The sequence below is a fragment of the Erwinia rhapontici genome, assembly GCF_012271765.1.
GTDB classification, from domain to species: Bacteria; Pseudomonadota; Gammaproteobacteria; order Enterobacterales; family Enterobacteriaceae; genus Erwinia; species Erwinia rhapontici.
This window is the reverse complement of the sequence record NZ_VRKO01000005.1, coordinates 118,558-140,142: the sequence shown is the minus strand read 5'-3', so window position 1 is coordinate 140,142 and position 21,585 is coordinate 118,558. Positions and strand designations below refer to the sequence as shown.

Genomic DNA, 21,585 nt, shown 5'->3' with positions numbered 1-21,585 from the left:
CTTTAAGAGGGGGGGGTAAATTTATAAGCTAATTTTTAATACTATTCATCTTTGCGAAATCATATGGTGTTATGGTGAATTTACTATTAGCGTCAAGATAATCAGCCCACCATTGCACCATCAATCTACGCTCATCCAGATGTTCCGAAGTATGAATATAAGCAGCCCTCACGTTATTACGTTCTGTATGGCTCAACTGCCGCTCTATCGCATCGTCACTCCACAATCCAGACTCCCCCATCGCCCCACGTGCCATTGTCCTGAAGCCATGCCCGCAAACCTCTATCTTGGTGTCATAGCCCATAGCGCGCAAAGCGTTGTTGACTGTGTTTTCACTCATGACTTTCTTAGGGTCGTGATCCCCAGGAAACAAGCGTTCATTATCACCGCTCAGCTGCTTCAGGCGCTCCAGCAAGGTTAGTGCCTGACGACTAAGCGGAACGATATGTTCCTCTTTCATCTTCATACCACGGTACGAGTAACGGACGCCTTTTATCTCTTCTCGCTTCGCCGGGATGCGCCAGAGAGATTTTTCGAAATCGAATTCATCCCAGCGTGCAAAACGTAATTCACTGGAACGGACAAACGTCAGTAGTGAAAACTCAACCGCGATACGTGTGATCAGTCGGCCTCGGTATGCAGCGAGGCGCTCCAGAAACTCCGGGAAACGGCTAAAGGGCAGTGCAGGATAATGCCGGGCTTTTGTCGTAGAGAGAGCACCAGCCATATCAACCGCAGGATTAGAATCGATGTAATCATTCTGCACCGCATAACGCATAACAGCCGTGACACGTTGCTGAAGACGTTGAGCTACATCATGCCTGCCACTGGCATCTACTGTTTTGATTGGTGCAAGTAGCTGACTGGTTTTCAACTTCCTGATATCTGCCGAACCAATATGAGGGAAGATATACAGCTCAAGGTAGCGCAGTATCCTGGCACGATGGTCATCACTCCAGCGCTTATTGCTCTCATGCCATTCACGGGCAATAGTTTCAAAGGTGTATGCCCCTGATGATTCGGCTTGCGCTTCTTTATTTTCGGCTTTGGGGTCTATCCCCTGCCCTAACTGCTTTTTAGCTTCTTCACGCTTAACGCGTGCCTCAGCAAGCGTGACTGTCGGCCAGACACCAAACGCCAGACGGTCTTCTTTTTTGTCAGCGGGACGCCGGTACTTCATGCGCCAGTATTTAGATCCTTTGGTGGACACCTCAAGATACAAACCGCCGCCGTCGGCCATTTTATAGTTTTTTTCTTTGGGTTTTGCGGTTTCGACCTGGCGGGCGTTCAGCTTCATTTAGGGGCACATTTTCTATCGAAGTGAGGATGCCCCCAATTATGCCCCCAGCGATGCCCGGATTGCAACGGATGTACCCGGACGAATTTGGAGCAAAAAAAAAGCCTTTCGGCTTTTTTTCAGTAACTTACGTACTGTTACGGACGTTCTCAAACATACTTATGGTGCCGAAGGCCGGAATCGAACCGGCACATCTCTCGATGGTTGATTTTGAATCAACTGCGTCTACCGATTTCGCCACTTCGGCACTGAAGGGTATGCGGAAAACGTTGTGGATTATACCGTTACCGCCTGCATACGCAACCCTATTCCGCAGGGTCTGCGTCTGAGTGCTGAAAAAACGTGCGCCGGGCCAGCGATTGATATCCCGTTCGGGCGTGGGCATACCCTGCCCCTGTGATGTTTCAGTGCAGATAATTCTTAAACCCTGGACCATAATGGCTGTACGGCGCTGTGCGGTGGAACTCACCCGCTCTCCGGCAGTCGGAACAATCAGATATCAGCGCGTGGCCAGGAGGGCGGCGTGCGTCACATCACATCGAATAGGGCTAACAATGAAAGCAGCAATGAAATGGGTTCTGGCAGGTTCAGTGACCACCGCACTGTTCAGCGCCACGGCGGGTGCCGCCAGCTGGCAGGATCAGCTTAACTCAGCCGCCAGCGCGCTGGGCCAGAACAACAGCAGCACCACCACCAATACCTCCGGTGCTAACGCAGCGCCTACGGGTAACTCGCTGGGTGCGTTGACCGGGTTACTGAACGGCGGCAGCCAGTCGCTCAGCGCAGGCACCATGACCAATGCGGCGGGTGTGCTGGAGTACTGTGTGAAAAACAATATTGTCGATAACAATGTGTCATCGGTGAAAGACAAACTGCTCGGTAAGCTGGGGCTGGCGGATACGCAGAAGCAGCAGGAAACTACCGACTATAAGCAGGGCCTGATGGGTCTGCTGAACACCGGCAACAATCAGCAGGTGAACCTGAAATCGCTGGGTGATACCGCCATCGGCAAGAAGGTGAAAACCAAAGCCTGTGATCTGGTGCTGAAACAGGGCAAACAGTTTATCTCGTAATCTCTCTCTTAAGGCGGCAGGGCTGTCCCCTTGCCGCCTTCTTCCCCCCGGCCACCGTTGTGTGGCCTTTTTTTATTTTACAATCAGCCGAATACCCAGCAGCGCCATCACGCCGCCCCCTAGACGGTCGAGCGGAGCTTTAAAGCGCAGATAGGTGTTGCGCGGCCCGCGTGACGACAGCGCATAAGCCACAAACAGATACCACAGGCCATCCACCATCATCGCCACCAGCGGGATGGCAATCAGCATGCCGCTGCTCACATGGGCAGGCAGCAGCGCGGCAAACACCCCGGCGAACACCATCGCGGTTTTAGGATTCCTGATCTGGGTGGTAAAGGCGGTGAGAAAGGCGCGCTTCAGCGTTTTACCGTTGCTGCCTGGCAGGTCCAGCACCAGCGGTTCGCGGGCACCGCGAAACATCTTGTACGCCATCCACAGCAGGTACAGGCCCCCCGCCGTCTTCAGCGTCAGCCACAGCACAGGCACGGCATTTAACAGCGTATGCAGCCCCATCAGGGCGATAATGGCGAAGATCAGGCTACCCGCGCCCATGCCCAGCGCGGCACCGATGCCGGCACGGCGTGAGGAGGCAACAGCGGTACGCGCCACCAGAATAAAGCTCGGTCCCGGACTGATGGCACCCAGCGCCAGCGCACCGCCGATTGAAATCACTGAAAGTACTGCTGCATCCATCTTCCACCTCCATCATGTAATATCGTCTAACTTACTGAGAGTGGACATTAACTGGCAAGCCGTAATTGACGGAGAGGCCTGCTATGCTTACAAAATATTCTCCGTCTTACCACCAAAGGGACCGTTGACGATGACCGAGCCGCTGCTGATTGCTCAGACCACGGAACAACAACTGCATTTGCTGCCCGCGATGGCGAACCGCCACGGGCTGATTACGGGTGCTACCGGCACCGGTAAAACCGTCACGCTGCAAAAGCTGGCGGAGAGCTTCTCAAATATCGGCGTGCCGGTGTTTATGGCCGATGTGAAAGGTGATTTAACCGGGGTTGCCAAAGCCGGGACCGAGTCAGAGAAACTGCTCGCCCGTCTGGCAAAAATTGGCGTCACGGACTGGTCACCGCAGGGGAATCCGGTGGCGCTGTGGGATATCTTTGGCGAACGCGGCCACCCGGTGCGCGCCACGGTATCGGACCTCGGGCCACTGCTGCTGGCACGCCTGCTGAATCTGAACGACGTACAGAGCGGCGTATTGCAGATTATCTTCCGTGTGGCCGATGACCAGGGCCTGCTGCTGCTCGATTTTAAGGATCTGCGCGCCGCCACGCAGTATATCGGCGAGAACGCCAAAGCGTTCCAGACCCAGTACGGCAATATCAACAGCGCCTCGGTGGGCGCCATCCAGCGCGGGCTGCTGTCGCTGGAGCAGCAGGGAGCGGAATACTTCTTTGGCGAACCGATGCTGGATATCAAAGACTGGATGCGCACCGATGAGAACGGCAAAGGGATAATCAACATCCTCGCGTCGGAGAAGCTGTACCAGATGCCAAAACTGTACGCCACCAGCCTGCTGTGGCTGCTGTCGGAGCTGTATGAGCAACTGCCGGAGGCGGGCGATCTGGAGAAGCCGAAACTGGTGTTCTTCTTTGATGAGGCGCATCTGCTGTTTGACGATGCGCCCGCAGTGCTGCTGGATAAGATCGAGCAGGTGATCCGACTGATCCGCTCGAAAGGCGTGGGCGTGTGGTTTGTCTCGCAGAACCCGTCGGACGTGCCGGATGCGGTGCTCGGCCAGTTGGGTAACCGCGTGCAGCATGCCCTGCGTGCCTTTACCCCGAAAGACCAGAAGGCGGTCAAGGTGGCGGCGCAGACCATGCGCGCCAACCCGGCGTTTGATACCGTGACGGCCATTCAGGAGCTCGGCACCGGTGAAGCGCTGATCTCCTTCCTCGATGAGAAAGGCAGCCCCTCTGTGGTGCAGCGTGCGATGGTCATTGCCCCCGGTTCCCGCATGGGCCCGGTGACCGACGACGAGCGTAACGGGCTGATTAACCACTCATCCCTCTCCGGCAAATATGAAGAAGCTGTCGATCGCGAATCCGCTTACGAGATGCTGCAAAAAGGGATACAGAACGCCACGAACACCGCCAGCGCTCCCGCAGCTAAAGGCGAGAACGTGGCGGTGGATAACGGTATTCTCGGCGGGCTGAAGGACATTCTGTTCGGCACCACCGGGCCGCGCGGCGGCAAGCACGATGGCGTGGTGCAGAGCGTGGCCAAAAGCGCAGCGCGGCAAATCACCAATCAAATCATCCGTGGTGTGTTAGGCAGCATTATGGGCGGAAGGAAACGATAAGGGGTTTATGGATAAGGAACGTGAGTTAATCCGGGCGAAGCGCCTGCCGCTGCTGTTGCTGGTCGGTGCGGCGCTGTTGTTTATCGCCACCATTCTCTGGCCGCTGTACTGGCCGCCCAATCCCTGGGTCGCCGGGCTGAAAGCGGTGGCAGAGGCGTCGATGGTCGGGGCACTGGCGGACTGGTTCGCGGTCAGCGCGCTGTTCCGCCGGGTGCCGATCCCTCTGGCGGGCCGTCATACGGCGATTATCCCGCGTAATAAGGATCGTATCGCCGACAATCTCGCCCTGTTCGTGCAGGACAAATTCCTCAATACCGATTCGCTGCTGGCGCTGATCCGCCGCCATAATCCGGCGCAGATTATTGCTAACTGGCTGAGCCACCCGGACAACGCCGCCCGCCTGAGCGGGATGGTGCTGAAAACCGTGCGCGGCTTTCTCGATCTGGCCGACGATCAGCGTATTCAGGGGTTTATGCGCCGGGCGATCCACAAAGCGATCGATAAAGTGGATCTCAGCCAGTCGGCGGCCATGATCCTCGAAAGTCTGACGAAGAATAACCGCCATCAGCAGCTGCTGGACGATGCGCTGGCGCAGATCCTGCAACTGGTGAACAAACCCGGCACGCATGAGTTTATCGCTCATCAGGTGGTGAGCTGGCTGAAGCGCGAGCATCCGCTGAAGGAGAAGATGCTGCCGAGCGAGTGGCTGGGAGAGAAAAGCGCCGAGCTGGCGGCCAATGCGGTGCAGTCGATCCTTACCGAGATTGAACACGATGATGCCCACCAGCTGCGCCAGGGCTTTAACCGCGCCGTGCAGCGGCTGATTACCCGCCTGCGTAACGACCCGGAGATGGCGGAGAAAGCGGAAGAGATTAAAGCATATCTGAAGCAGGATGAGACGTTGAACCGCTATATCGGCCAGCTGTGGAATGATTTGCGTGGCTGGCTGAAAGACGATCTGGAGCGCCCCGACTCCACGCTGCACGCCAAAGTGAGTGCTGCCGGGCAGTGGTTCGGCGAAACCCTGATGCAGGATGAGCCGCTGCGCAACTCTCTCAACCAGCACATGGAAGAGGCCGCCAGCAATGTGGCACCGGAGTTCTCGGCGTTTCTCAGCCGTCATATCAGCGATACGGTGAAGAGCTGGGACGCGGCAGATATGTCGCATCAGGTGGAGCTGAATATCGGCAAGGATTTGCAGCGTATCCGCATTAACGGCACGTTAGTCGGTGGGGTGATTGGGTTGATTTTGTATCTGCTGTCGCTGGTGCCGCAGCTGCTGGAAAGGACGCAGGTGCTGTAGAGGCAAGGTCAACGGCATTTCGCTTTCCCACTGCGTGGGCTGAGCGACAAGGGGCGGCCAGTCGCCGCCGCCCCTTGACCCCGGGCTTGCGGCAGGCGAACCGCCCGCTTCGCGGGTGCCTTCGTCTGCTCGCTTCACCGACGGACCGTTCGTGACGGTACGTCCTGTACCGGCCCGAACTTTCGCCGACGTCCTGTCGGCTCATCCTGGTTCTCTTCGCTTCCTCAGCGATTCTTCATTGCCGCCTGAAAGTCAATATCCCAGGTCAAAATCAAAACAACCAAAACAACCAAAACAACCAAAACAACCAAAACAAAATAAGTGGTTCTGGTTCTGGTTCTGGTTTGGGTTTGGGTTTGGGTTTGGGTTTGGGTTTGGGTTTGGGTTTGGGTTTGGGTTTTGACGTTGAGGCGGCATCTTAGCTGCGCCGAAGGAAATCGGATTTCCAGGACGCGCCAACAGGACGTTGGCGAGAGGGTGTGCCGGGACAGGGACGTCCCGTCACACCCGGTCCGGCAGGAAAGTCGATTTTCTGAGGGAACCCGCTGAAAGCGGGCGCGGCGCCTGCCGCAAGCCCGGGTCCCCAGGGCGGCGGCGATTGGCCGCCCTGGGTCGCTCATCCCGCGACAGCGGGAAAGCGAAACGCCCTTGACGTTGACCTGGCTTTAACCCCACAGGCTGACCAAAACAAAAAGTCCGCCTTCGGGATAGGCCGGAGCCCCCTGATTACCGCCGCTTCAGCAGCATAAACACACTGATGGCAAAGAACGCGGCACTCGGCAGCAGCGCGCCCAGCAATGGCGGAATGTTATACACCAGGCTCAACGGCCCAAAGATCTGGTCCAGCACGTAGAACAGGAAGCCAAAACTGATCCCGGTGACCACGCGCATCCCCATCGACACGCTGCGCAGCGGACCAAAGATAAACGACAGGGCCATCAGCATCATCACCGCCACCGACAGCGGCTGGAAGATCTTGCTCCACATGTTCAGCTCGTAGCGGCCAGACACCTGCCCACTCTGCTTCAGATACTTCGTATAGTTATACAGCCCGGTGATCGACAGCGCCGTTGGGTCCAGCGCCACCACACCCAGCTTGTCCGGGGTCAGGGTGGTTTTCCATTCGCCACTCAGCGTCTGGGTGCCTTTCACCTGCTGCGGGTCCGTCAGGTCTGACTGATCCACCTGCGCCAGCTCCCACAGTTTTTTCTCCGCGTTGTACTGCGCAGAGGCGGCATAGCGCACGGTTTGCAAACGGCGCTCTTTGTTAAAGCTGTAAATACTGATGCCCGCCAGCTGGTTGTCGCCGCGAATACGTTCGATAAAGATAAAGTTATCGCCGTCTTTCGCCCACAGCCCGCTCTGCGTGGAGAGCAGCGAACCGCCCACCAGCTGCTGCGCACGGTAGTTACGCGCCATCTGCTCACCCTGCGGGGCCACAAACTCACCGATGGCCATGGTCAGCAGCACCAGCGGGATCGCGGTTTTCATCACCGAGGCGGCAATCTGCATACGGGTAAAACCGGAAGCCTGCATCACCACCAGCTCGCTGCGCTGGGCCAGCGTACCTAAGCCCAGCAGTGCCCCGAGCAGCGCGGCCATCGGGAAGAAGATCTCAATATCTTTCGGCACACTCAGCAGGGTATACAGCCCGGCACCGAGCGCGGTGTATTCGCCCTGCCCGGTTTTACGCAGCTGATCGACAAATTTGATGATGCCGGAGAGCGACACCAGCATAAACAGCGTCGCCATAATCGTATTGAAAATCGTTTTACCGATATATTTGTCAAGAACGCCAAACATCAGACCGATCCTCCGCGAGTGAAACGCGCGCGCAGTCGGCGCATTGGCACCGTATCCCACGCATTCAGCAGTACGGCCAGCGCCAGATACCCGAGGTTAACCCCCCACATCCACAGAGCCGGATCGAGGCGCCCCTTATTACCGCTGGAGCGCAGCGAACTTTGCAGCAGGAAGAACACCAGATAGAGCAGCATCGCTGGCAGCATCGACAGCACGCGTCCCTGACGCGGGTTGACCACGCTGAGCGGCACCACCATCAGCGCCATGATCAGCACCGAGAACACCAGCGTCAGTCGCCAGTGCAGCTCACTGCGGAAATCAGGTTTATCAGAGTGCCACAGCTCGCCGAAGCTCATCTGCTCAGAGTCATTCGGGTCAAGGGTAGCGGTCTGATGGCCGACAATCGCCTGATAATTTTTGAAGTCAGTAATGCGGAAGTCACGCAGCAGCGCAGTGCCTTCGAAACGGGTGCCGCTGTCGAGCGTCACCACCTGCGAACCGTCTTTACGCTGTTCCATATGGCCACGGTCAGCGACCACCACGGACGGCCGGGCATTGCCTTTTGGCCGCAACTGCGCGAGGAAAACATTGCCAAAATTGTTGCCTTTGACGTTTTCGATAAACAGCACAGATTGACCATCGCCAGACTGCTGGAACTGACCGGCGGCCAGCGCCGCGGCACCCGGGTTCGCTTTCGCGTTCTGCATCACTTCACTTTGATAACGAGAAGACCACGGCCCCATCCAGCCGACGTTGACCGCGGCAACCAATGCCGTGAACAACATCAGGATCATCGCCGCCTTCACCAGCACGCTCTTGCCTAAACCACAGGCGTGCATCACGGTGATCTCACTCTCGGTGTATAATCGGCCAAGCGTCATCAAAATGGCTAAAAAGAGGCTTAACGGCAGGATCAGCTGTGCCATCTCGGGCACGCCAAGGCCCAATAAGGTCAGCACTAAATTTGTAGGAATTTCGCCATCCACCGCGGCTCCCAGTATCCTGACTAACTTCTGACAAAAGAAGATCAGCAGCAGGATGAACAGGATAGCCAGCTGGCTTTTGAGCATTTCCCGAACCAGATATCTAATAATGATCACGCTGAGTACGCCTGTGAAAACTTGTCTTTTTGCAGGAAAATCGCTAGTTTCATCGCTTATACGCCATTTATTCTCATCAATGGCCCATGTCACTACTAAAATAGTATGACAACAACCGCGTTCTGGTGATGCAAAAAAAAATAATCCTCACCAAAACCCAATCTGACAACAGCGTTATGCGACAGCGCTATACGTTACGAAAGCGGTCTATTCTAGCCGCAGCAAGCGCCGTTGTCTTTAAGATTCAGGAGAGTGCATGGAGTTCAGTGTAAAAAGCGGTAGCCCGGAAAAACAGCGCAGTGCCTGTATTGTGGTGGGCGTGTTTGAACCGCGCCGGTTGTCACCGATTGCTGAACAGCTGGATAAAATCAGCGATGGATACATTAGCGCCCTGCTGCGCCGTGGTGAACTGGAAGGAAAAGTCGGCCAGACTCTGCTGCTGCATCATGTGCCGAACATTCTCTCTGAACGTATCTTGCTGATTGGTTGTGGCAAGGAGCGTGAGCTGGATGAGCGTCAGTACAAGCAGGTCATTCAAAAGACCATTAACACGCTGAACGACACCGGATCGATGGAAGCCGTCTGCTTCCTCACCGAGCTGCACGTCAAAGGGCGCAACACCTACTGGAAAGTACGCCAGGCGGTAGAAACGTCAAAAGAGACGCTGTACAGCTTCGACCAGTTGAAAAGCAACAAGGTTGAGCCGCGTCGTCCGCTGCGCAAGCTGGTGTTCAACGTGCCGACGCGCCGCGAACTGACCAGCGGTGAACGTGCGATTCAGCACGGTCTGGCGGTGGCTGCGGGCGTTAAGGCCGCGAAAGATCTCGGCAATATGCCACCGAACATCTGTAACGCCGCTTATCTGGCGTCACAGGCGCGCCAGCTGGCGGATACCTGGGCCAACATCACCACCCGCGTCATCGGCGAACAGCAGATGAAAGAGCTGGGGATGAACGCCTATCTTGCCGTCGGGGCCGGTTCGCAGAACGAATCCCTGATGTCGGTGATCGAGTACAAAGGCAACCCGGATAAAGAAGCGCGTCCCATCGTGCTGGTCGGAAAAGGCGTGACCTTTGATACCGGCGGTATCTCGCTCAAGCCGGGCGAAGCGATGGACGAAATGAAGTACGATATGTGCGGGGCGGCCTCAGTGTACGGCGTCATGCGCATGGTTGCTGAGCTGGGTCTGCCGCTGAACGTGGTGGGCGTGCTGGCGGGCTGTGAAAACATGCCGGGTGGCCGCGCTTATCGTCCAGGTGACGTGTTGACCACCATGTCTGGCCAGACCGTAGAAGTGCTGAACACGGATGCGGAAGGTCGACTGGTTCTGTGCGATGCCCTGACCTACGTTGAGCGCTTTGACCCGGATGTGGTTATCGACGTGGCTACGCTGACCGGAGCCTGCGTGATTGCGCTGGGCCACCATATCAGCGGCCTGCTGTCGAACCACAACCCGCTGGCGCATGAACTGATTGGTGCTTCAGAACAAGCGGGCGATCGCGCGTGGCGTCTGCCGATGGCGGATGAATATCAGGAGCAGTTGGATTCCAATTTTGCCGATATGGCAAACATTGGCGGCCGCCCGGGTGGTGCCATCACCGCAGCCTGCTTCCTGGCGCGCTTCACGCGTAAGTACAACTGGGCACATCTTGATGTGGCCGGAACCGCCTGGCGTTCAGGAAAGGCCAAAGGCGCGACCGGTCGTCCGGTTGCCCTGCTGTCTCAGTTCCTGTTGAACCGCGCAGGTCTGAACGGCGACGATTAAACCGACGGTAACAGGTGCCTGCAGGGTGCCTCGTTCGGGTCAGGCATGCCTGACCCCTGCGACACCGCCATCGTATTTGCAGGGGCCAGGCATGCCTGGCCCCTGCGGATCTGACCAACCCAACTGGCATCATTATGAAAAACGCAACTTTCTATCTGCTGGAAACCGATACCCCGGTTGACGGGCTGAGCGCTCATGAAGCGCTGGTCTGCGATCTGGCTGAGGCCCGCTGGCGTGACGGGAAACGCGTGCTGATTGCCTGTGAAGACGAAGCGCAGGCCATCCGGCTGGATGAAGCCCTGTGGCAACGCCCGGCAAATGCCTTCGTGCCGCATAATCTGGCTGGAGAAGGCCCAAAGTATGGTGCCCCGGTCGAGCTGGCCTGGCCACAACGTCGCGGTAATTCACCGCGCGACCTGCTGATCAGCCTGCTGCCGCAGTTTGCAGATTTTGCCACCGCTTTCTATGAAGTGGTAGACTTCGTCCCCTATGAACCATCTTTGAAACAGCTGGCGCGCGACCGCTATAAAGCTTATCGCAGCGTTGGATTCCACTTGAATACGGCAACGCCCCCTTTGCCTAAGACATAGCAGACATGGAAAAGACATATAACCCGCAAGATATCGAGCAGCCGCTTTACGAGCACTGGGAACAACAGGGCTACTTTAAACCGCATGGCGACACCAGCCAGGAAAGCTTCTGCATCATGATCCCGCCGCCGAATGTAACCGGTAGCTTGCATATGGGTCACGCCTTCCAGCAGACCATCATGGACACCATGATCCGCTACCAGCGCATGCAGGGTAAAAACACCCTGTGGCAGGCAGGGACCGACCACGCGGGCATCGCCACGCAGATGGTGGTAGAGCGTAAGATCGCCGCGGAAGAAGGCAAAACCCGTAAAGATTACGGCCGCGATGCGTTCATCGAAAAAATCTGGCAGTGGAAAGCCGAATCCGGCGGCACCATTACCCGCCAGATGCGTCGTCTGGGCAACTCCGTGGACTGGGAGCGTGAGCGCTTCACCATGGATGAAGGCCTGTCGAATGCCGTGAAAGAGGTGTTCGTTCGCCTGCACAAAGAGAACCTGATCTACCGTGGCAAGCGCCTGGTGAACTGGGACCCTAAACTGCGCACCGCCATCTCTGACCTGGAAGTGGAAAACCGCGAGTCAAAAGGCTCCATGTGGCACATCCGCTATCCGCTGGCCGACGGGGTGAAAACCGCTGACGGTAAAGATTATCTGGTGGTCGCCACCACGCGTCCGGAAACCGTACTCGGTGATACCGGCGTGGCGGTCAATCCTGAAGATCCGCGTTATAAAGATCTAATCGGCAAGTTCCTCGTGCTGCCGCTGGTCGGTCGCCGTATTCCGATCGTCGGTGATGAACACGCTGACATGGAGAAAGGCACCGGCTGCGTGAAGATCACCCCGGCGCACGACTTCAACGACTACGAAGTGGGACGTCGCCACAAGTTGCCGATGATCAACATCCTGACCTTCGATGGCGACATCCGTGAAACAGCCCAGGTGTATGACACCAACGGCGAAGAGTCTGATGCCTGCGATCCGACCATTCCGGCTGAATTCCAGAAGCTTGAACGCTTTGCGGCACGTAAAGCGATCGTGGCAGCGATTGATGCCCTCGGCCTGCTGGATGAGATCAAGCCCCACGACCTGACCGTGCCTTATGGCGATCGCGGCGGTGTGGTGATCGAGCCCATGCTGACCGATCAGTGGTACGTGCGCACTGCCCCGCTGGCGAAAGTGGCGGTAGAAGCGGTGGAACAGGGTGAGATCCAGTTCGTACCGAAGCAGTATGAAAACATGTACTTCTCGTGGATGCGTGATATCCAGGACTGGTGCATCTCGCGTCAGCTGTGGTGGGGTCACCGTATCCCGGCCTGGTATGATGCCGAAGGGAACGTCTACGTGGCGCGCAGCGAAGAAGAAGTGCGCGCCGAGAACAATCTGGGTGCCGAAGTGGTGCTGACCCAGGATGAAGACGTGCTGGATACCTGGTTCTCTTCCGGGCTGTGGACTTTCTCCACCCTGGGCTGGCCGGAGAACACCGAAGCGCTGCGCACCTTCCACCCGACCAGCGTGCTGGTCAGCGGCTTCGACATCATCTTCTTCTGGATTGCCCGCATGATCATGCTGACCATGCACTTCATCAAAGATGAAGACGGCAAACCGCAGGTGCCGTTCAAAACCGTGTATATGACGGGTCTGATCCGTGACGACGAAGGGCAGAAAATGTCCAAGTCCAAAGGCAACGTGATCGACCCTCTGGATATGGTTGACGGTATCTCGCTGGAAGATCTGCTGGAGAAACGCACCGGCAACATGATGCAGCCGCAGCTGGCGGAGAAAATCCGTAAGCGCACCGAGAAGCAGTTCCCGAACGGTATTGAGCCGCACGGCACCGATGCCCTGCGCTTCACCCTGGCGGCGCTGGCCTCAACCGGCCGCGACATCAACTGGGATATGAAGCGCCTGGAAGGTTACCGCAACTTCTGTAACAAGCTGTGGAACGCCAGCCGCTTTGTGCTGATGAATACCGAAGAGCACGACTGCGGCTTCAACGGCGGCGAGCTGGAACTGTCGCTGGCGGACCGCTGGATCCTCGCGGAATTCAACGAAACGGTGAAAGCCTATCGTGCAGCGCTGGACAGCTATCGCTTCGATATCGCCGCTAACATTCTGTATGAGTTCACCTGGAACCAGTTCTGCGACTGGTATCTGGAGCTGGCTAAGCCCGTGATGAACGGCGGTTCTGAGGCTCAGCTGCGCGGTACGCGCAACACGCTGGTTACGGTACTGGAAGCCCTGCTGCGTCTGGCGCATCCGATTATTCCGTTTATCACTGAAACCATCTGGCAGCAGGTGAAAGTGCTGAAAAACATCAGCGACGACACCATCATGCTGCAACCGATGCCGGCATTCAGCGAAAGCCGTGTTGATGTGGCGGCGATGACCGACACCGAGTGGATGAAGCAGGCGATCGTCGCGGTGCGTAACATTCGCAACGAGATGAATATCTCCCCGTCCAAGCCGCTGGATGTGCTGCTGCGTGGCGCCAGTGCCGATGTGGTGCGTCGTGTGAACGATAACCATAACTTCCTCAAAACCCTGGCGCGTCTTGAAACGCTTGAGCTGCTGCCAGCGGGCGAGAAAGGCCCGGTTTCCGTGACCAAACTGGTTGACGGTGCTGAGCTGCTGATCCCGATGGCTGACCTGGTGGATAAAGCGGCGGAGCTGGAGCGTCTGGTGAAGGAAGTGGCTAAGCTGGAGGTGGAGATGGAAAAAATCACCGCTAAGCTGGGCAATGAAGGGTTTGTGGCGCGCGCACCGGAAGCCGTCGTGGCGAAAGAGCGTGAACGTCTGGCGGACTTTGAGCAGGCGAAGATCAAACTGATTGAGCAGCAAGCGGTGATTGCCGCGCTGTAATGGTGAAGGGAGGGGCATGCCCCTCCCCTACAATATCAATCCCTGTGGGGCGGCATGCCCCTCCCCTACAATATCAATCCCTCTCGGGCGGCATGCCCTGCCCTACAACATCAATCACTGTGGGGGCGGCGTGCCCTGCCCTACAACACCGTTCCCTGTAGGGGCCAGGCATGCCTGGCCCTTTTTATTGCATGCCGAGTTGACGGGAGGGGCATGCCCCTCCCCTACAATACCCTTCCCCGTAGGGGCCAGGCATGCCTGGCCCTTTTTTATTGCGTGCCTCGCCTTTCTGACAGATTTACTCCGCCGCCTGAATGGCTTTGATGCGCGCAGGCATATCCGGATGGGTACTCATCCATTCCGGCAGATTAATCCCACTGCTCTCCTTCTCTGCGGACTGTTCAAGCTGCCGGTAGATCTCAGACATCGCTGCCAGAGAACGCCCCTGCGCCTTCATCTGCACAATGGCATACTCATCGGCCTCACGCTCCATGCTGCGTGAGAACTGAAGCTGATCGACAAACGCCGCCGACTGTAACAGCGTGTCACCAATCCCGCTGACATCGCCGGTCAGCCAGAGATAGCTCAGCGACACCAGCGACGAACGCACCAGCATACGCATCACATGACGATGCTGATGGTGCCCCATCTCATGCAGCATCACCGCGACAATCGCATCGTCACTTTTCGCCATGCGCACCAGGTCATCGCTGACGATCAGCGTACCATCTGCCAGCATAAAGGCGTTCGGCCCCCCGGCGAAATGCATGATCTTCAGCCGCAGCGGCGTCGGGTCATCTTTCATCTCTGCCGGAATACTGTCACGGAACAGCCGGTTGATACGCTGCTGTTGCTCTTCCGTCAGGCGTCCAACGCTGAAGCCGGTATGCTGTAGCAGAGTGAAGGTTTGCTGGCCGACCTGGCGCTCAACGTACGCGGGAATATGCTGCGCCAGCACACGGCTGGTCACGGGCAGGATCACCCAGATGTAGAACGCAATGGCGGCCAGCGTGGCCAGCAAAGTAACAACGACACCCCGGCGATGCTGTTCCAGCCGGTGAACGAGGCCTGGACGACGACGCTGCTGCCACCACTCGCGGAACGCCGCATCATCATCCGGGACAAAGCGCCCGCCGTCCGGGAAGGAGATCGTCAGCGGGATGGTCCCGAGCGCGTCAGAGACCGTCACATCGTTCAACATCAGGAGCTGCCGGTGCGTGCCCTGATCCAGCGTCACATGCTGTTCCGCTAATGTGAGACGGGCAGCCTCGCGAGCTGCCCGTCCAGGGTACTGATAAAAACCGTTCAGCTGCAAGGTCAGATGCCAGCGTTCAGATCGAATGCGGAAACAACTTCTTCTGCTACGGCGGTGCCGGCAGTGTCATGGTGCGCCTGCACGTCCAGCAGAGAGATATCGCCTTCCAGCGCCGTGCTGTTCGCCATATAGCGTGCCAGACGAACTTCAGCAATTGGCGTCCCCAGACCCAGGGTGAAAATCACAATCAGGGTATTGGTCAGCGTCAGGCCTAAGAATGATCCTGTAGACATAGTTGACTTAAGGCGGAGTTTTTCACCTAATTGAGTCTGGCCAAACACGTAATTACGCTGCGCCACCACTAAATAAGCAGAAGAAACTAAACCACCAAAAAGTAATATTGCGAAGGTCAGGAAGATATTAAACAGCTGACCATTCATCTGGCTGCCCAGAATTTTAGGATCGGTGATGCCCATTGCCATGGCATAGAAAATCGAGACAAACAGAGAACCAATCAACATTCCCGCGATGATCAGGAATGGCAGCATAATCAGGAAACTGATTAACACCATTTTGATGAACGCTTTTTTGCTCAGTTCGGCTTTAAATGGCAGCGAACCGTAGGACATGTTGTTGATATACAGATCGTGGTTCAGTGCAGCAACGGTGCCCTGCACTGCCGCCAGACCAGCCAGGAACAGCACAAATGCCAGGATGCCAACGGTCAGAGCAGCGCTGATGCTGCCACTGTTCGCGGCTAACATACCGATCACACCAACGACCAGATAGAGCGCCAGCACCAGCAATACCGGGCACAGGAACATGGTCCAGTAAGCACGGCCCACGCGGCAAAGGTAGTTAAAACGCACACCACGGAAGCTGCTCATCAGCGCGTTGTAACGCCAACTGCGGATGACAATCCACGGTATTAACGCGAAGAACGCCAGCGCGAATACCAGTGAGATTCCCGGCATGGCTGAAGAGAGGATAAAGAACAGCACCAGGCCCACGAAGACAATAATACGGCCTTTCAAGATATCAATGGGACGAGCGTGGTAATCAAAGCGATCGCCCGCAATTTCGGTATTGCCATAGAAATAGCGACGGCGACGGACGGTGGCCCAGGCAGAATAAATACCCAATGTGATCATGGTCAGCAGTGCATTGACCAGCCAGATAGAGAAATATTCACCAGAACGACCGTGAAACAGCACCGCATGACGCTGCTGATTCGAGGTATTGTTTTCCATTTGTTTTTCTTCCTGAAATAGAAATAGACTGCTGGGAAGCAGAAAATAAAAGCGTAATAAATAGCCGCGCTATTTAAGCATGGCATTGGAAACCCGACAATAAATAATTATCATTTAGATAACATACTCAGACACGTTAACCCCTGATGCACAGACATTGCATCCGCACGCTGGCAGTGTTATTACACTACCTGCAACCGACAGACCATGAGCGAAATGTATGACAACCGCAATTCAGACAACCCTGCGCGTGCGCCCGATCGTTCCCGCTGACAACCCGCATATTGCTGCGGTGATCCGCACCGTATCGGCAGAATTTGGCCTGACGGCAGATAAAGGCTATACCGTTTCGGACCCTAATCTTGACCATCTCTATGAAGTCTATAGTGAAGAGAACTGTGCTTTCTGGGTGGTCGAAGTGGAAGGAAAGGTGGTGGGTGGCGGTGGCATCGCGCCACTGGCGAGCAGCGATGCGGATGTCTGTGAACTGCAGAAAATGTATTTTATGCCGTCGGTGCGTGGCCTCGGGCTGGCACGCCGTCTGGCCATTCAGGCGATGGACTATGCCCGCCAGCAGGGCTTTAAACGCTGCTATCTGGAAACTACCGCGTCACTGACGCGCGCCATTCGCCTGTATGAACATCTCGGTTTTGAGCATATCGATGGCCCGATGGGCTCCACCGGTCATGTGGATTGCGAAGTGACTATGCTGAAAACCCTTTAACCGCGGCGAACGGCCCCTGCAGGGGCCGTTCGTGTGTTCCAATCGGCCCTTTTATCCGCTCGCCTCTCAGGCGAAGTTCGGAACGCCACTGTGAAAACGCAGCTGGTTGTCCGGTTCCATGATCAGACGCGCTTCCGTTTCCCCGATTTTACGCACCCGCACGCTGATATCCGTCGGTGAGATCAGTGCAGCCAGCGCCAGGTAATCCTGATAGTGTCGCGCCTCTGAGCGCAGCAGCGAAATATAAAACCCCGCCAGTTCATCATCAAGATACGGTGCCAGACTGGCAAAACGCTCGCAGGATCGCGCTTCGATATAGGCTCCGCAGATCAGTTTATCCACCAGCGTTTGCGGTTCATGCGTGATGATCTCGCGGATTAACCCTTTGGCATAGCGGCTGGCGGTGATGCGCATATAGGGAATACCACGCGCCTGCATAATCTCCAGCACCTGATAGAAATGGTGCAGCTCTTCTTTGATCAGCAGCACCATCTTATCCACCAGCTCATCGCCATAAGGCACCTCTTCACGGCTGATAATGGTTTTTGACAGACCTTTATGCTGTTCGAGGAAAGCCAGATCGGCCTGATCGTTGTGAACAAACTGTTCCCAGGGTTTCAGCCACGCCAGCAGGGCATCGCCACTGGCTTTGTCCGCAACATATTTACGGATCAGCCACATGGCGGTCTGGGCTGCTTTCAGCTCACATACCAGATGGTCGGTCAGTAACAGAGGAAGATGTTGCGGCTGACGGGCTTCGTCAATCCAGGCTTGAGGCGTACGGCAGTGCAGGAAATCGAGGACAGGGGCCAGCAGGTGTTCGGTATTCATTTGCTCAACGTCATGAAATGGCCGGGCATGCCCGGCCAGAATTTACAGGGGAGAATCAGTGGCGGATGCCGTTATCTTCGCCGTCGATGGCTTCGTCATCTTCATCGCCTTCGTCGTCATCCTGCGCGTCCGGATCTTCGAAGTAGGTGCCCCAGCCGTCGTAGTCAACGTTGAACTTGCCCGCCACATCGATCAGCTGCTCAACCTGCGCGTCGATCAGTTCAGCGTTCAGCGCGCCTTCGCTGAGAATATCGCAGCACATCACTTTGGTGCCATCTTCCAGATCCAGCTCTTCCGGCTCAGTGACTTCGTAACCCAGCTTAAAAGCTTCCACGGCCGCTTTCTCCAGCGCATCGAAGCTGTCGCAAGAGAAATGATGCTCAATGGTGTACAGCGCGTCCGGGTCACTGCCATCATCCAGCAGTTCTTCAATAATCAGCCGCGTTTCTTCACGCTGCTCTTCCAACAATGCTTCATTAGCCATGATCGCTTCCTCATTAAGGCGTTATTTCGCGTATTTTCCCACAGTGCCCTCTGCGCCACTACCTTTAAAAGCAAGTTTCTGCTCTTCGGGGTTGAAAGTGAATATTAATACGGTTAAATTGAATTTTAATTCATTAAAGATCATCCCGGAGTGCTTTATGAGTCAGTTATATCAACGTCACTTCCTCAGGCTGCTCGATTTCACCCCCGCTGAAATCAACGGCTTACTGGCGCTGGCGTCCACGTTGAAGACCGATAAAAAAAATGGCGAAGAAATTCAGCATCTGAAAGGTAAAAATATCGCGCTCATCTTCGAAAAAGACTCGACCCGCACCCGATGCTCTTTCGAAGTTGCCGCATACGATCAGGGCGCGAACGTCACCTGGATTGGCCCGAGCGGCAGCCAGATCGGCCATAAAGAGTCGATGAAAGACACCGCCCGCGTGCTGGGCCGGATGTACCACGGTATTCAATATCGCGGCCACGGCCAGGTGCTGGTGGAATCCCTGGCCGAACACGCTGGTGTGCCGGTGTGGAACGGGCTGACCAACGAGTTTCATCCCACCCAGTTGCTGGCGGACCTGCTCACCATGCAGGAACACCTGCCGGAGAAAGCCTTCAGTCAGATGACGCTGACCTACGTCGGCGATACCCATAATAATATGGGCAATACTCTGCTGGAGGCGGCGGCGCTGACAGGCCTGGATCTGCGCCTGGTGGCACCGAAAAGCTGCTGGCCGGATGCGGGGCTGGTTGCTGAATGCCGCAGCGTGGCAGAAAAAACCGGCGGAAAAATCACCCTGACAGAAGATATTGCGCAAGGCGTGCTGGGCGCGGACTTCATTTACACCGACGTCTGGGTATCCATGGGTGAGCCGAAAGAGGTATGGCACGAACGTATTGCCCTGCTGCGCCCTTATCAGGTGAACATGGCGATGCTTGAGGCGACCGGGAACCCGCAGGTGAAGTTCCTGCACTGCCTGCCTGCGTTCCACGATGACCAGACCACGCTGGGCCAGCAGATGGCGCAGCAGTACGATCTGCACGGCGGCATGGAAGTCACCGATGAGGTGTTTGAATCATCGCACAGCGTGGTGTTTGACCAGGCAGAAAACCGTCTGCACACCATCAAAGCAGTGATGGTGGCCACGCTGGCACAATTGGGGTAACTCACCCCAGGCAAACGATTACGTTACGCGTTTTTCGCTTGCTGCAAACGGATGAATGCGTATAATGCACCCCGTTTGCCGGGAGGATGCATGAAACTGAATTGCGTTAATCAAGCCGTACTGAATCGCCTTTCTACAGGCGGGCAGCACCGTTTTTCCTCCCGTTGCATGACCGATCATCAAGAAAAGCCCCTCATTGAGGGGCTTTTTTTTGCCCGTATTTTAATGCAAAAACGTTGCGCTATAGCACTCATGAGGCAGCCGACACCGCTGCATCATGAATGATAACGGCAAAAGGAGTGGAAATGGCTAACCCCCTATATCACAAACACATTATTTCAATTAACGATCTCAACCGTGAAGAGCTGGAGCTGGTATTGCGTACCGCGGCCAGCCTGAAGGCGAACCCACAGCCTGAGCTGCTGAAGCACAACGTGATTGCCAGCTGCTTCTTTGAAGCGTCCACCCGCACCCGCCTCTCGTTTGAAACGGCGATGCATCGTCTTGGCGCGTCCGTGGTCGGGTTTGCCGATGGCAGCAACACCTCGCTGGGCAAGAAAGGGGAAACCCTCGCCGATACCATCTCCGTGATTGGCACCTATGTGGATGCGATTGTCATGCGTCATCCGCAGGAAGGCGCCGCGCGTCTGGCAACCGAGTTTTCCGGCGGCGTGCCGATCCTGAACGCGGGCGATGGCGCCAATCAGCATCCGACTCAGACGCTGCTCGATCTGTTTACCTTGCAGGAAACGCAGGGCCGTCTGAATAACCTCAGCGTGGCGATGGTCGGTGATTTGAAATATGGCCGCACCGTACATTCACTGACCCAGGCGCTGGCGAAGTTTGAAGGCAATCGTTTTTACTTTATTGCGCCTGATGCACTGGCGATGCCGGCTTACATCACCGATATGCTCGACGAAAAAGGCATTGTCTGGACACGTCATGACAGCATTGAAGAAGTGGTGCCGCAGGTGGACATTCTGTATATGACCCGCGTACAGAAAGAGCGTCTTGATCCGTCGGAATACGCTAACGTCAAAGCCCAGTTTATTCTGCGCGCCAGCGATCTGGTGGGAGCACGCGAGAATATGAAAGTTCTGCACCCGCTGCCGCGTATTGACGAAATCGACACGGATGTCGATCACACGCCGCACGCCTGGTATTTCCAGCAGGCAGGTAACGGTATCTACGCACGCCAGGCACTTCTGGCGCTGGTACTGAACAGCGAACCGGTTCTTTAAGGGGATAAGCACATGACACACGATAATAAATTACAGGTTGAAGCGATTAAACGCGGCACGGTGATCGACCATATCCCGGCCCAGATTGGCTTTAAGCTGCTCTCCCTGTTCCGCCTGACGGAAACCGACCAGCGCATTACCATTGGCCTGAATCTGCCCTCGGGTGAGCTGGGCCGCAAAGACCTGATCAAGATTGAGAACACCTTCCTGACCGACGATCAGATCAACCAGCTGGCGGTGTATGCACCGCACGCAACGGTGAACCGCATTGATGATTACAACGTGGTGGCGAAGAGCTCCCCGACGTTGCCAGACCGGATTGAACGCGTGCTGACCTGCCCGAACAGCAACTGCATCAGCCGTTCTGAACCGGTGCATTCCAGCTTCGCGGTGAAACAGCGCCAGGATGAGCTGCACCTGAAATGTAAATACTGCGAGAAAGAGTTCGCGCACCATGTGGTGATGGCAAACGGTTAATGCCGTTGCATTTGGTCCGTTGCGTGGGCAGGATGTG

General features: G+C 56.2%; 19 protein-coding genes and 1 tRNA gene. 11 read left to right on the top strand and 9 right to left on the bottom strand.

Features of this window, described 5'->3' with window-relative positions; all coding sequences use genetic code 11:
- Positions 1-28: 28 nt before the first annotated feature.
- Together FVB43_RS03820 and FVB43_RS03815 are read right to left on the bottom strand one after the other, a co-directional pair.
- Positions 29-1,297 (bottom strand): tyrosine-type recombinase/integrase, encoded by a 1,269-nt coding sequence (locus FVB43_RS03820; protein ID WP_167863398.1) that lies wholly within the window; start codon positions 1,295-1,297, stop codon positions 29-31.
- Positions 1,298-1,459: 162 nt separating this feature from the next.
- Positions 1,460-1,544 (bottom strand) — tRNA-Leu (locus FVB43_RS03815).
- A gap of 307 nt (positions 1,545-1,851) precedes the next feature.
- Here FVB43_RS03815 and FVB43_RS03810 point away from each other — a divergent pair.
- Positions 1,852-2,370 carry a YjjA family protein gene (locus FVB43_RS03810; RefSeq protein ID WP_167863397.1) on the top strand — a complete coding sequence of 173 codons (519 nt, stop codon included), beginning with the start codon at positions 1,852-1,854 and terminating at the stop codon, positions 2,368-2,370.
- Positions 2,371-2,442: 72 nt separating this feature from the next.
- On the opposite strand, the gene FVB43_RS03805 is transcribed toward FVB43_RS03810, so the two are convergent.
- Entirely contained in the window at positions 2,443-3,063 is a 621-nt protein-coding gene (locus tag FVB43_RS03805; protein WP_167863396.1) for a LysE family translocator, read from the bottom strand.
- A 130-nt stretch (positions 3,064-3,193) separates the two neighbouring features.
- Here FVB43_RS03805 and FVB43_RS03800 point away from each other — a divergent pair, with 130 nt between their 5' ends.
- Positions 3,194-4,696, top strand: a complete 1,503-nt coding sequence (locus FVB43_RS03800) for a helicase HerA-like C-terminal domain-containing protein (protein ID WP_167863395.1) — start codon at positions 3,194-3,196, stop codon at positions 4,694-4,696.
- 7 nt (positions 4,697-4,703) lie between these two features.
- Positions 4,704-5,999 (top strand): DUF445 domain-containing protein, encoded by a 1,296-nt coding sequence (locus tag FVB43_RS03795; protein ID WP_159337327.1) that lies wholly within the window; start codon positions 4,704-4,706, stop codon positions 5,997-5,999.
- Positions 6,000-6,725: 726 nt separating this feature from the next.
- Here the strand turns inward: FVB43_RS03795 and lptG are convergent.
- Together lptG and lptF are read right to left on the bottom strand one after the other, a co-directional pair.
- A complete protein-coding gene (lptG, locus tag FVB43_RS03790) occupies positions 6,726-7,802 on the bottom strand; it encodes an LPS export ABC transporter permease LptG (protein WP_167863394.1) in 1,077 nt (358 codons plus the stop codon).
- Positions 7,802-8,902, bottom strand: coding sequence for an LPS export ABC transporter permease LptF (lptF, locus tag FVB43_RS03785; RefSeq protein WP_133843977.1), 1,101 nt, complete (start codon positions 8,900-8,902; stop codon positions 7,802-7,804). The genes lptG and lptF overlap by 1 nt, the downstream gene beginning before the upstream one ends.
- Positions 8,903-9,158: 256 nt before the next feature.
- Between lptF and pepA the strand changes: the two genes are divergently transcribed.
- The 3 genes from pepA (at position 9,159) to FVB43_RS03770 (ending at position 14,118) form a co-directional block, all read left to right on the top strand.
- Positions 9,159-10,667, top strand: a complete 1,509-nt coding sequence (gene pepA, locus FVB43_RS03780; RefSeq protein ID WP_133843979.1) for a leucyl aminopeptidase — start codon at positions 9,159-9,161, stop codon at positions 10,665-10,667.
- 134 nt (positions 10,668-10,801) lie between these two features.
- Positions 10,802-11,257, top strand: coding sequence for a DNA polymerase III subunit chi (locus tag FVB43_RS03775; RefSeq protein ID WP_133843981.1), 456 nt, complete (start codon positions 10,802-10,804; stop codon positions 11,255-11,257).
- Positions 11,258-11,262: 5 nt separating this feature from the next.
- Positions 11,263-14,118, top strand: a complete 2,856-nt coding sequence (locus tag FVB43_RS03770; protein ID WP_133843983.1) for a valine--tRNA ligase — start codon at positions 11,263-11,265, stop codon at positions 14,116-14,118.
- Positions 14,119-14,416: 298 nt separating this feature from the next.
- Here the strand turns inward: FVB43_RS03770 and FVB43_RS03765 are convergent, their stop codons facing one another.
- Positions 14,417-15,433 carry a M48 family metallopeptidase gene (locus FVB43_RS03765; protein WP_167863393.1) on the bottom strand — a complete coding sequence of 339 codons (1,017 nt, stop codon included), beginning with the start codon at positions 15,431-15,433 and terminating at the stop codon, positions 14,417-14,419.
- Between the two features lie 2 nt (positions 15,434-15,435).
- The gene (locus FVB43_RS03760) at positions 15,436-16,623 is read right to left on the bottom strand and encodes a YjgN family protein (RefSeq protein ID WP_167863392.1); all 1,188 of its coding nucleotides are present in this window, start codon (positions 16,621-16,623) and stop codon (positions 15,436-15,438) included.
- Between the two features lie 220 nt (positions 16,624-16,843).
- On the opposite strand from FVB43_RS03760, the gene FVB43_RS03755 reads away from it, so the two are divergent.
- Positions 16,844-17,347, top strand: a complete 504-nt coding sequence (locus FVB43_RS03755; RefSeq protein ID WP_133843989.1) for a GNAT family N-acetyltransferase — start codon at positions 16,844-16,846, stop codon at positions 17,345-17,347.
- 66 nt (positions 17,348-17,413) lie between these two features.
- Here the strand turns inward: FVB43_RS03755 and miaE are convergent, their stop codons facing one another.
- Both miaE and rraB read right to left on the bottom strand, forming a co-directional pair.
- Positions 17,414-18,178, bottom strand: a complete 765-nt coding sequence (miaE, locus tag FVB43_RS03750; RefSeq protein WP_133843991.1) for a tRNA isopentenyl-2-thiomethyl-A-37 hydroxylase MiaE — start codon at positions 18,176-18,178, stop codon at positions 17,414-17,416.
- Positions 18,179-18,233: 55 nt separating this feature from the next.
- Positions 18,234-18,662: a ribonuclease E inhibitor RraB gene (gene rraB / locus FVB43_RS03745; protein ID WP_133843993.1), complete on the bottom strand. Its 429-nt coding sequence runs from the start codon at positions 18,660-18,662 to the stop codon at positions 18,234-18,236.
- 157 nt (positions 18,663-18,819) lie between these two features.
- Between rraB and argF the strand changes: the two genes are divergently transcribed.
- The 4 genes from argF to pyrI all read left to right on the top strand — a co-directional run bounded on the left by argF (position 18,820) and on the right by pyrI (position 21,548).
- Positions 18,820-19,830, top strand: coding sequence for an ornithine carbamoyltransferase (gene argF, locus FVB43_RS03740; RefSeq protein WP_133843995.1), 1,011 nt, complete (start codon positions 18,820-18,822; stop codon positions 19,828-19,830).
- 90 nt (positions 19,831-19,920) lie between these two features.
- Complete coding sequence (locus FVB43_RS03735) at positions 19,921-20,115, top strand: hypothetical protein (protein ID WP_133843997.1); 195 nt, start codon at positions 19,921-19,923, stop codon at positions 20,113-20,115.
- 20 nt (positions 20,116-20,135) lie between these two features.
- Complete coding sequence (pyrB, locus tag FVB43_RS03730) at positions 20,136-21,071, top strand: aspartate carbamoyltransferase (protein ID WP_133843999.1); 936 nt, start codon at positions 20,136-20,138, stop codon at positions 21,069-21,071.
- 12 nt (positions 21,072-21,083) lie between these two features.
- Positions 21,084-21,548 (top strand): aspartate carbamoyltransferase regulatory subunit, encoded by a 465-nt coding sequence (gene pyrI, locus FVB43_RS03725; protein ID WP_133844002.1) that lies wholly within the window; start codon positions 21,084-21,086, stop codon positions 21,546-21,548.
- The last annotated feature ends 37 nt before the right edge of the window (positions 21,549-21,585 follow it).

Bases quoted from the DNA above. Each gene is read 5' to 3' on its own strand.
- FVB43_RS03810 (WP_167863397.1), top strand. From the start codon at position 1,852: ATGAAAGCAGCAATGAAATGGGTTCTGGCAGGTTCAGTGACCACCGCA.
- FVB43_RS03800 (WP_167863395.1), top strand. From the start codon at position 3,194: ATGACCGAGCCGCTGCTGATTGCTCAGACCACGGAACAACAACTGCAT.
- FVB43_RS03820 (WP_167863398.1), bottom strand. From the start codon at position 1,297: ATGAAGCTGAACGCCCGCCAGGTCGAAACCGCAAAACCCAAAGAAAAA.
- miaE (WP_133843991.1), bottom strand. From the start codon at position 18,178: ATGAATACCGAACACCTGCTGGCCCCTGTCCTCGATTTCCTGCACTGC.
- FVB43_RS03770 (WP_133843983.1), top strand. From the start codon at position 11,263: ATGGAAAAGACATATAACCCGCAAGATATCGAGCAGCCGCTTTACGAG.
- rraB (WP_133843993.1), bottom strand. From the start codon at position 18,662: ATGGCTAATGAAGCATTGTTGGAAGAGCAGCGTGAAGAAACGCGGCTG.
- FVB43_RS03775 (WP_133843981.1), top strand. From the start codon at position 10,802: ATGAAAAACGCAACTTTCTATCTGCTGGAAACCGATACCCCGGTTGAC.
- FVB43_RS03755 (WP_133843989.1), top strand. From the start codon at position 16,844: ATGACAACCGCAATTCAGACAACCCTGCGCGTGCGCCCGATCGTTCCC.
- pepA (WP_133843979.1), top strand. From the start codon at position 9,159: ATGGAGTTCAGTGTAAAAAGCGGTAGCCCGGAAAAACAGCGCAGTGCC.
- argF (WP_133843995.1), top strand. From the start codon at position 18,820: ATGAGTCAGTTATATCAACGTCACTTCCTCAGGCTGCTCGATTTCACC.
- FVB43_RS03735 (WP_133843997.1), top strand. From the start codon at position 19,921: ATGAAACTGAATTGCGTTAATCAAGCCGTACTGAATCGCCTTTCTACA.
- lptG (WP_167863394.1), bottom strand. From the start codon at position 7,802: ATGTTTGGCGTTCTTGACAAATATATCGGTAAAACGATTTTCAATACG.
- FVB43_RS03805 (WP_167863396.1), bottom strand. From the start codon at position 3,063: ATGGATGCAGCAGTACTTTCAGTGATTTCAATCGGCGGTGCGCTGGCG.
- FVB43_RS03795 (WP_159337327.1), top strand. From the start codon at position 4,704: ATGGATAAGGAACGTGAGTTAATCCGGGCGAAGCGCCTGCCGCTGCTG.
- FVB43_RS03760 (WP_167863392.1), bottom strand. From the start codon at position 16,623: ATGGAAAACAATACCTCGAATCAGCAGCGTCATGCGGTGCTGTTTCAC.
- pyrB (WP_133843999.1), top strand. From the start codon at position 20,136: ATGGCTAACCCCCTATATCACAAACACATTATTTCAATTAACGATCTC.
- pyrI (WP_133844002.1), top strand. From the start codon at position 21,084: ATGACACACGATAATAAATTACAGGTTGAAGCGATTAAACGCGGCACG.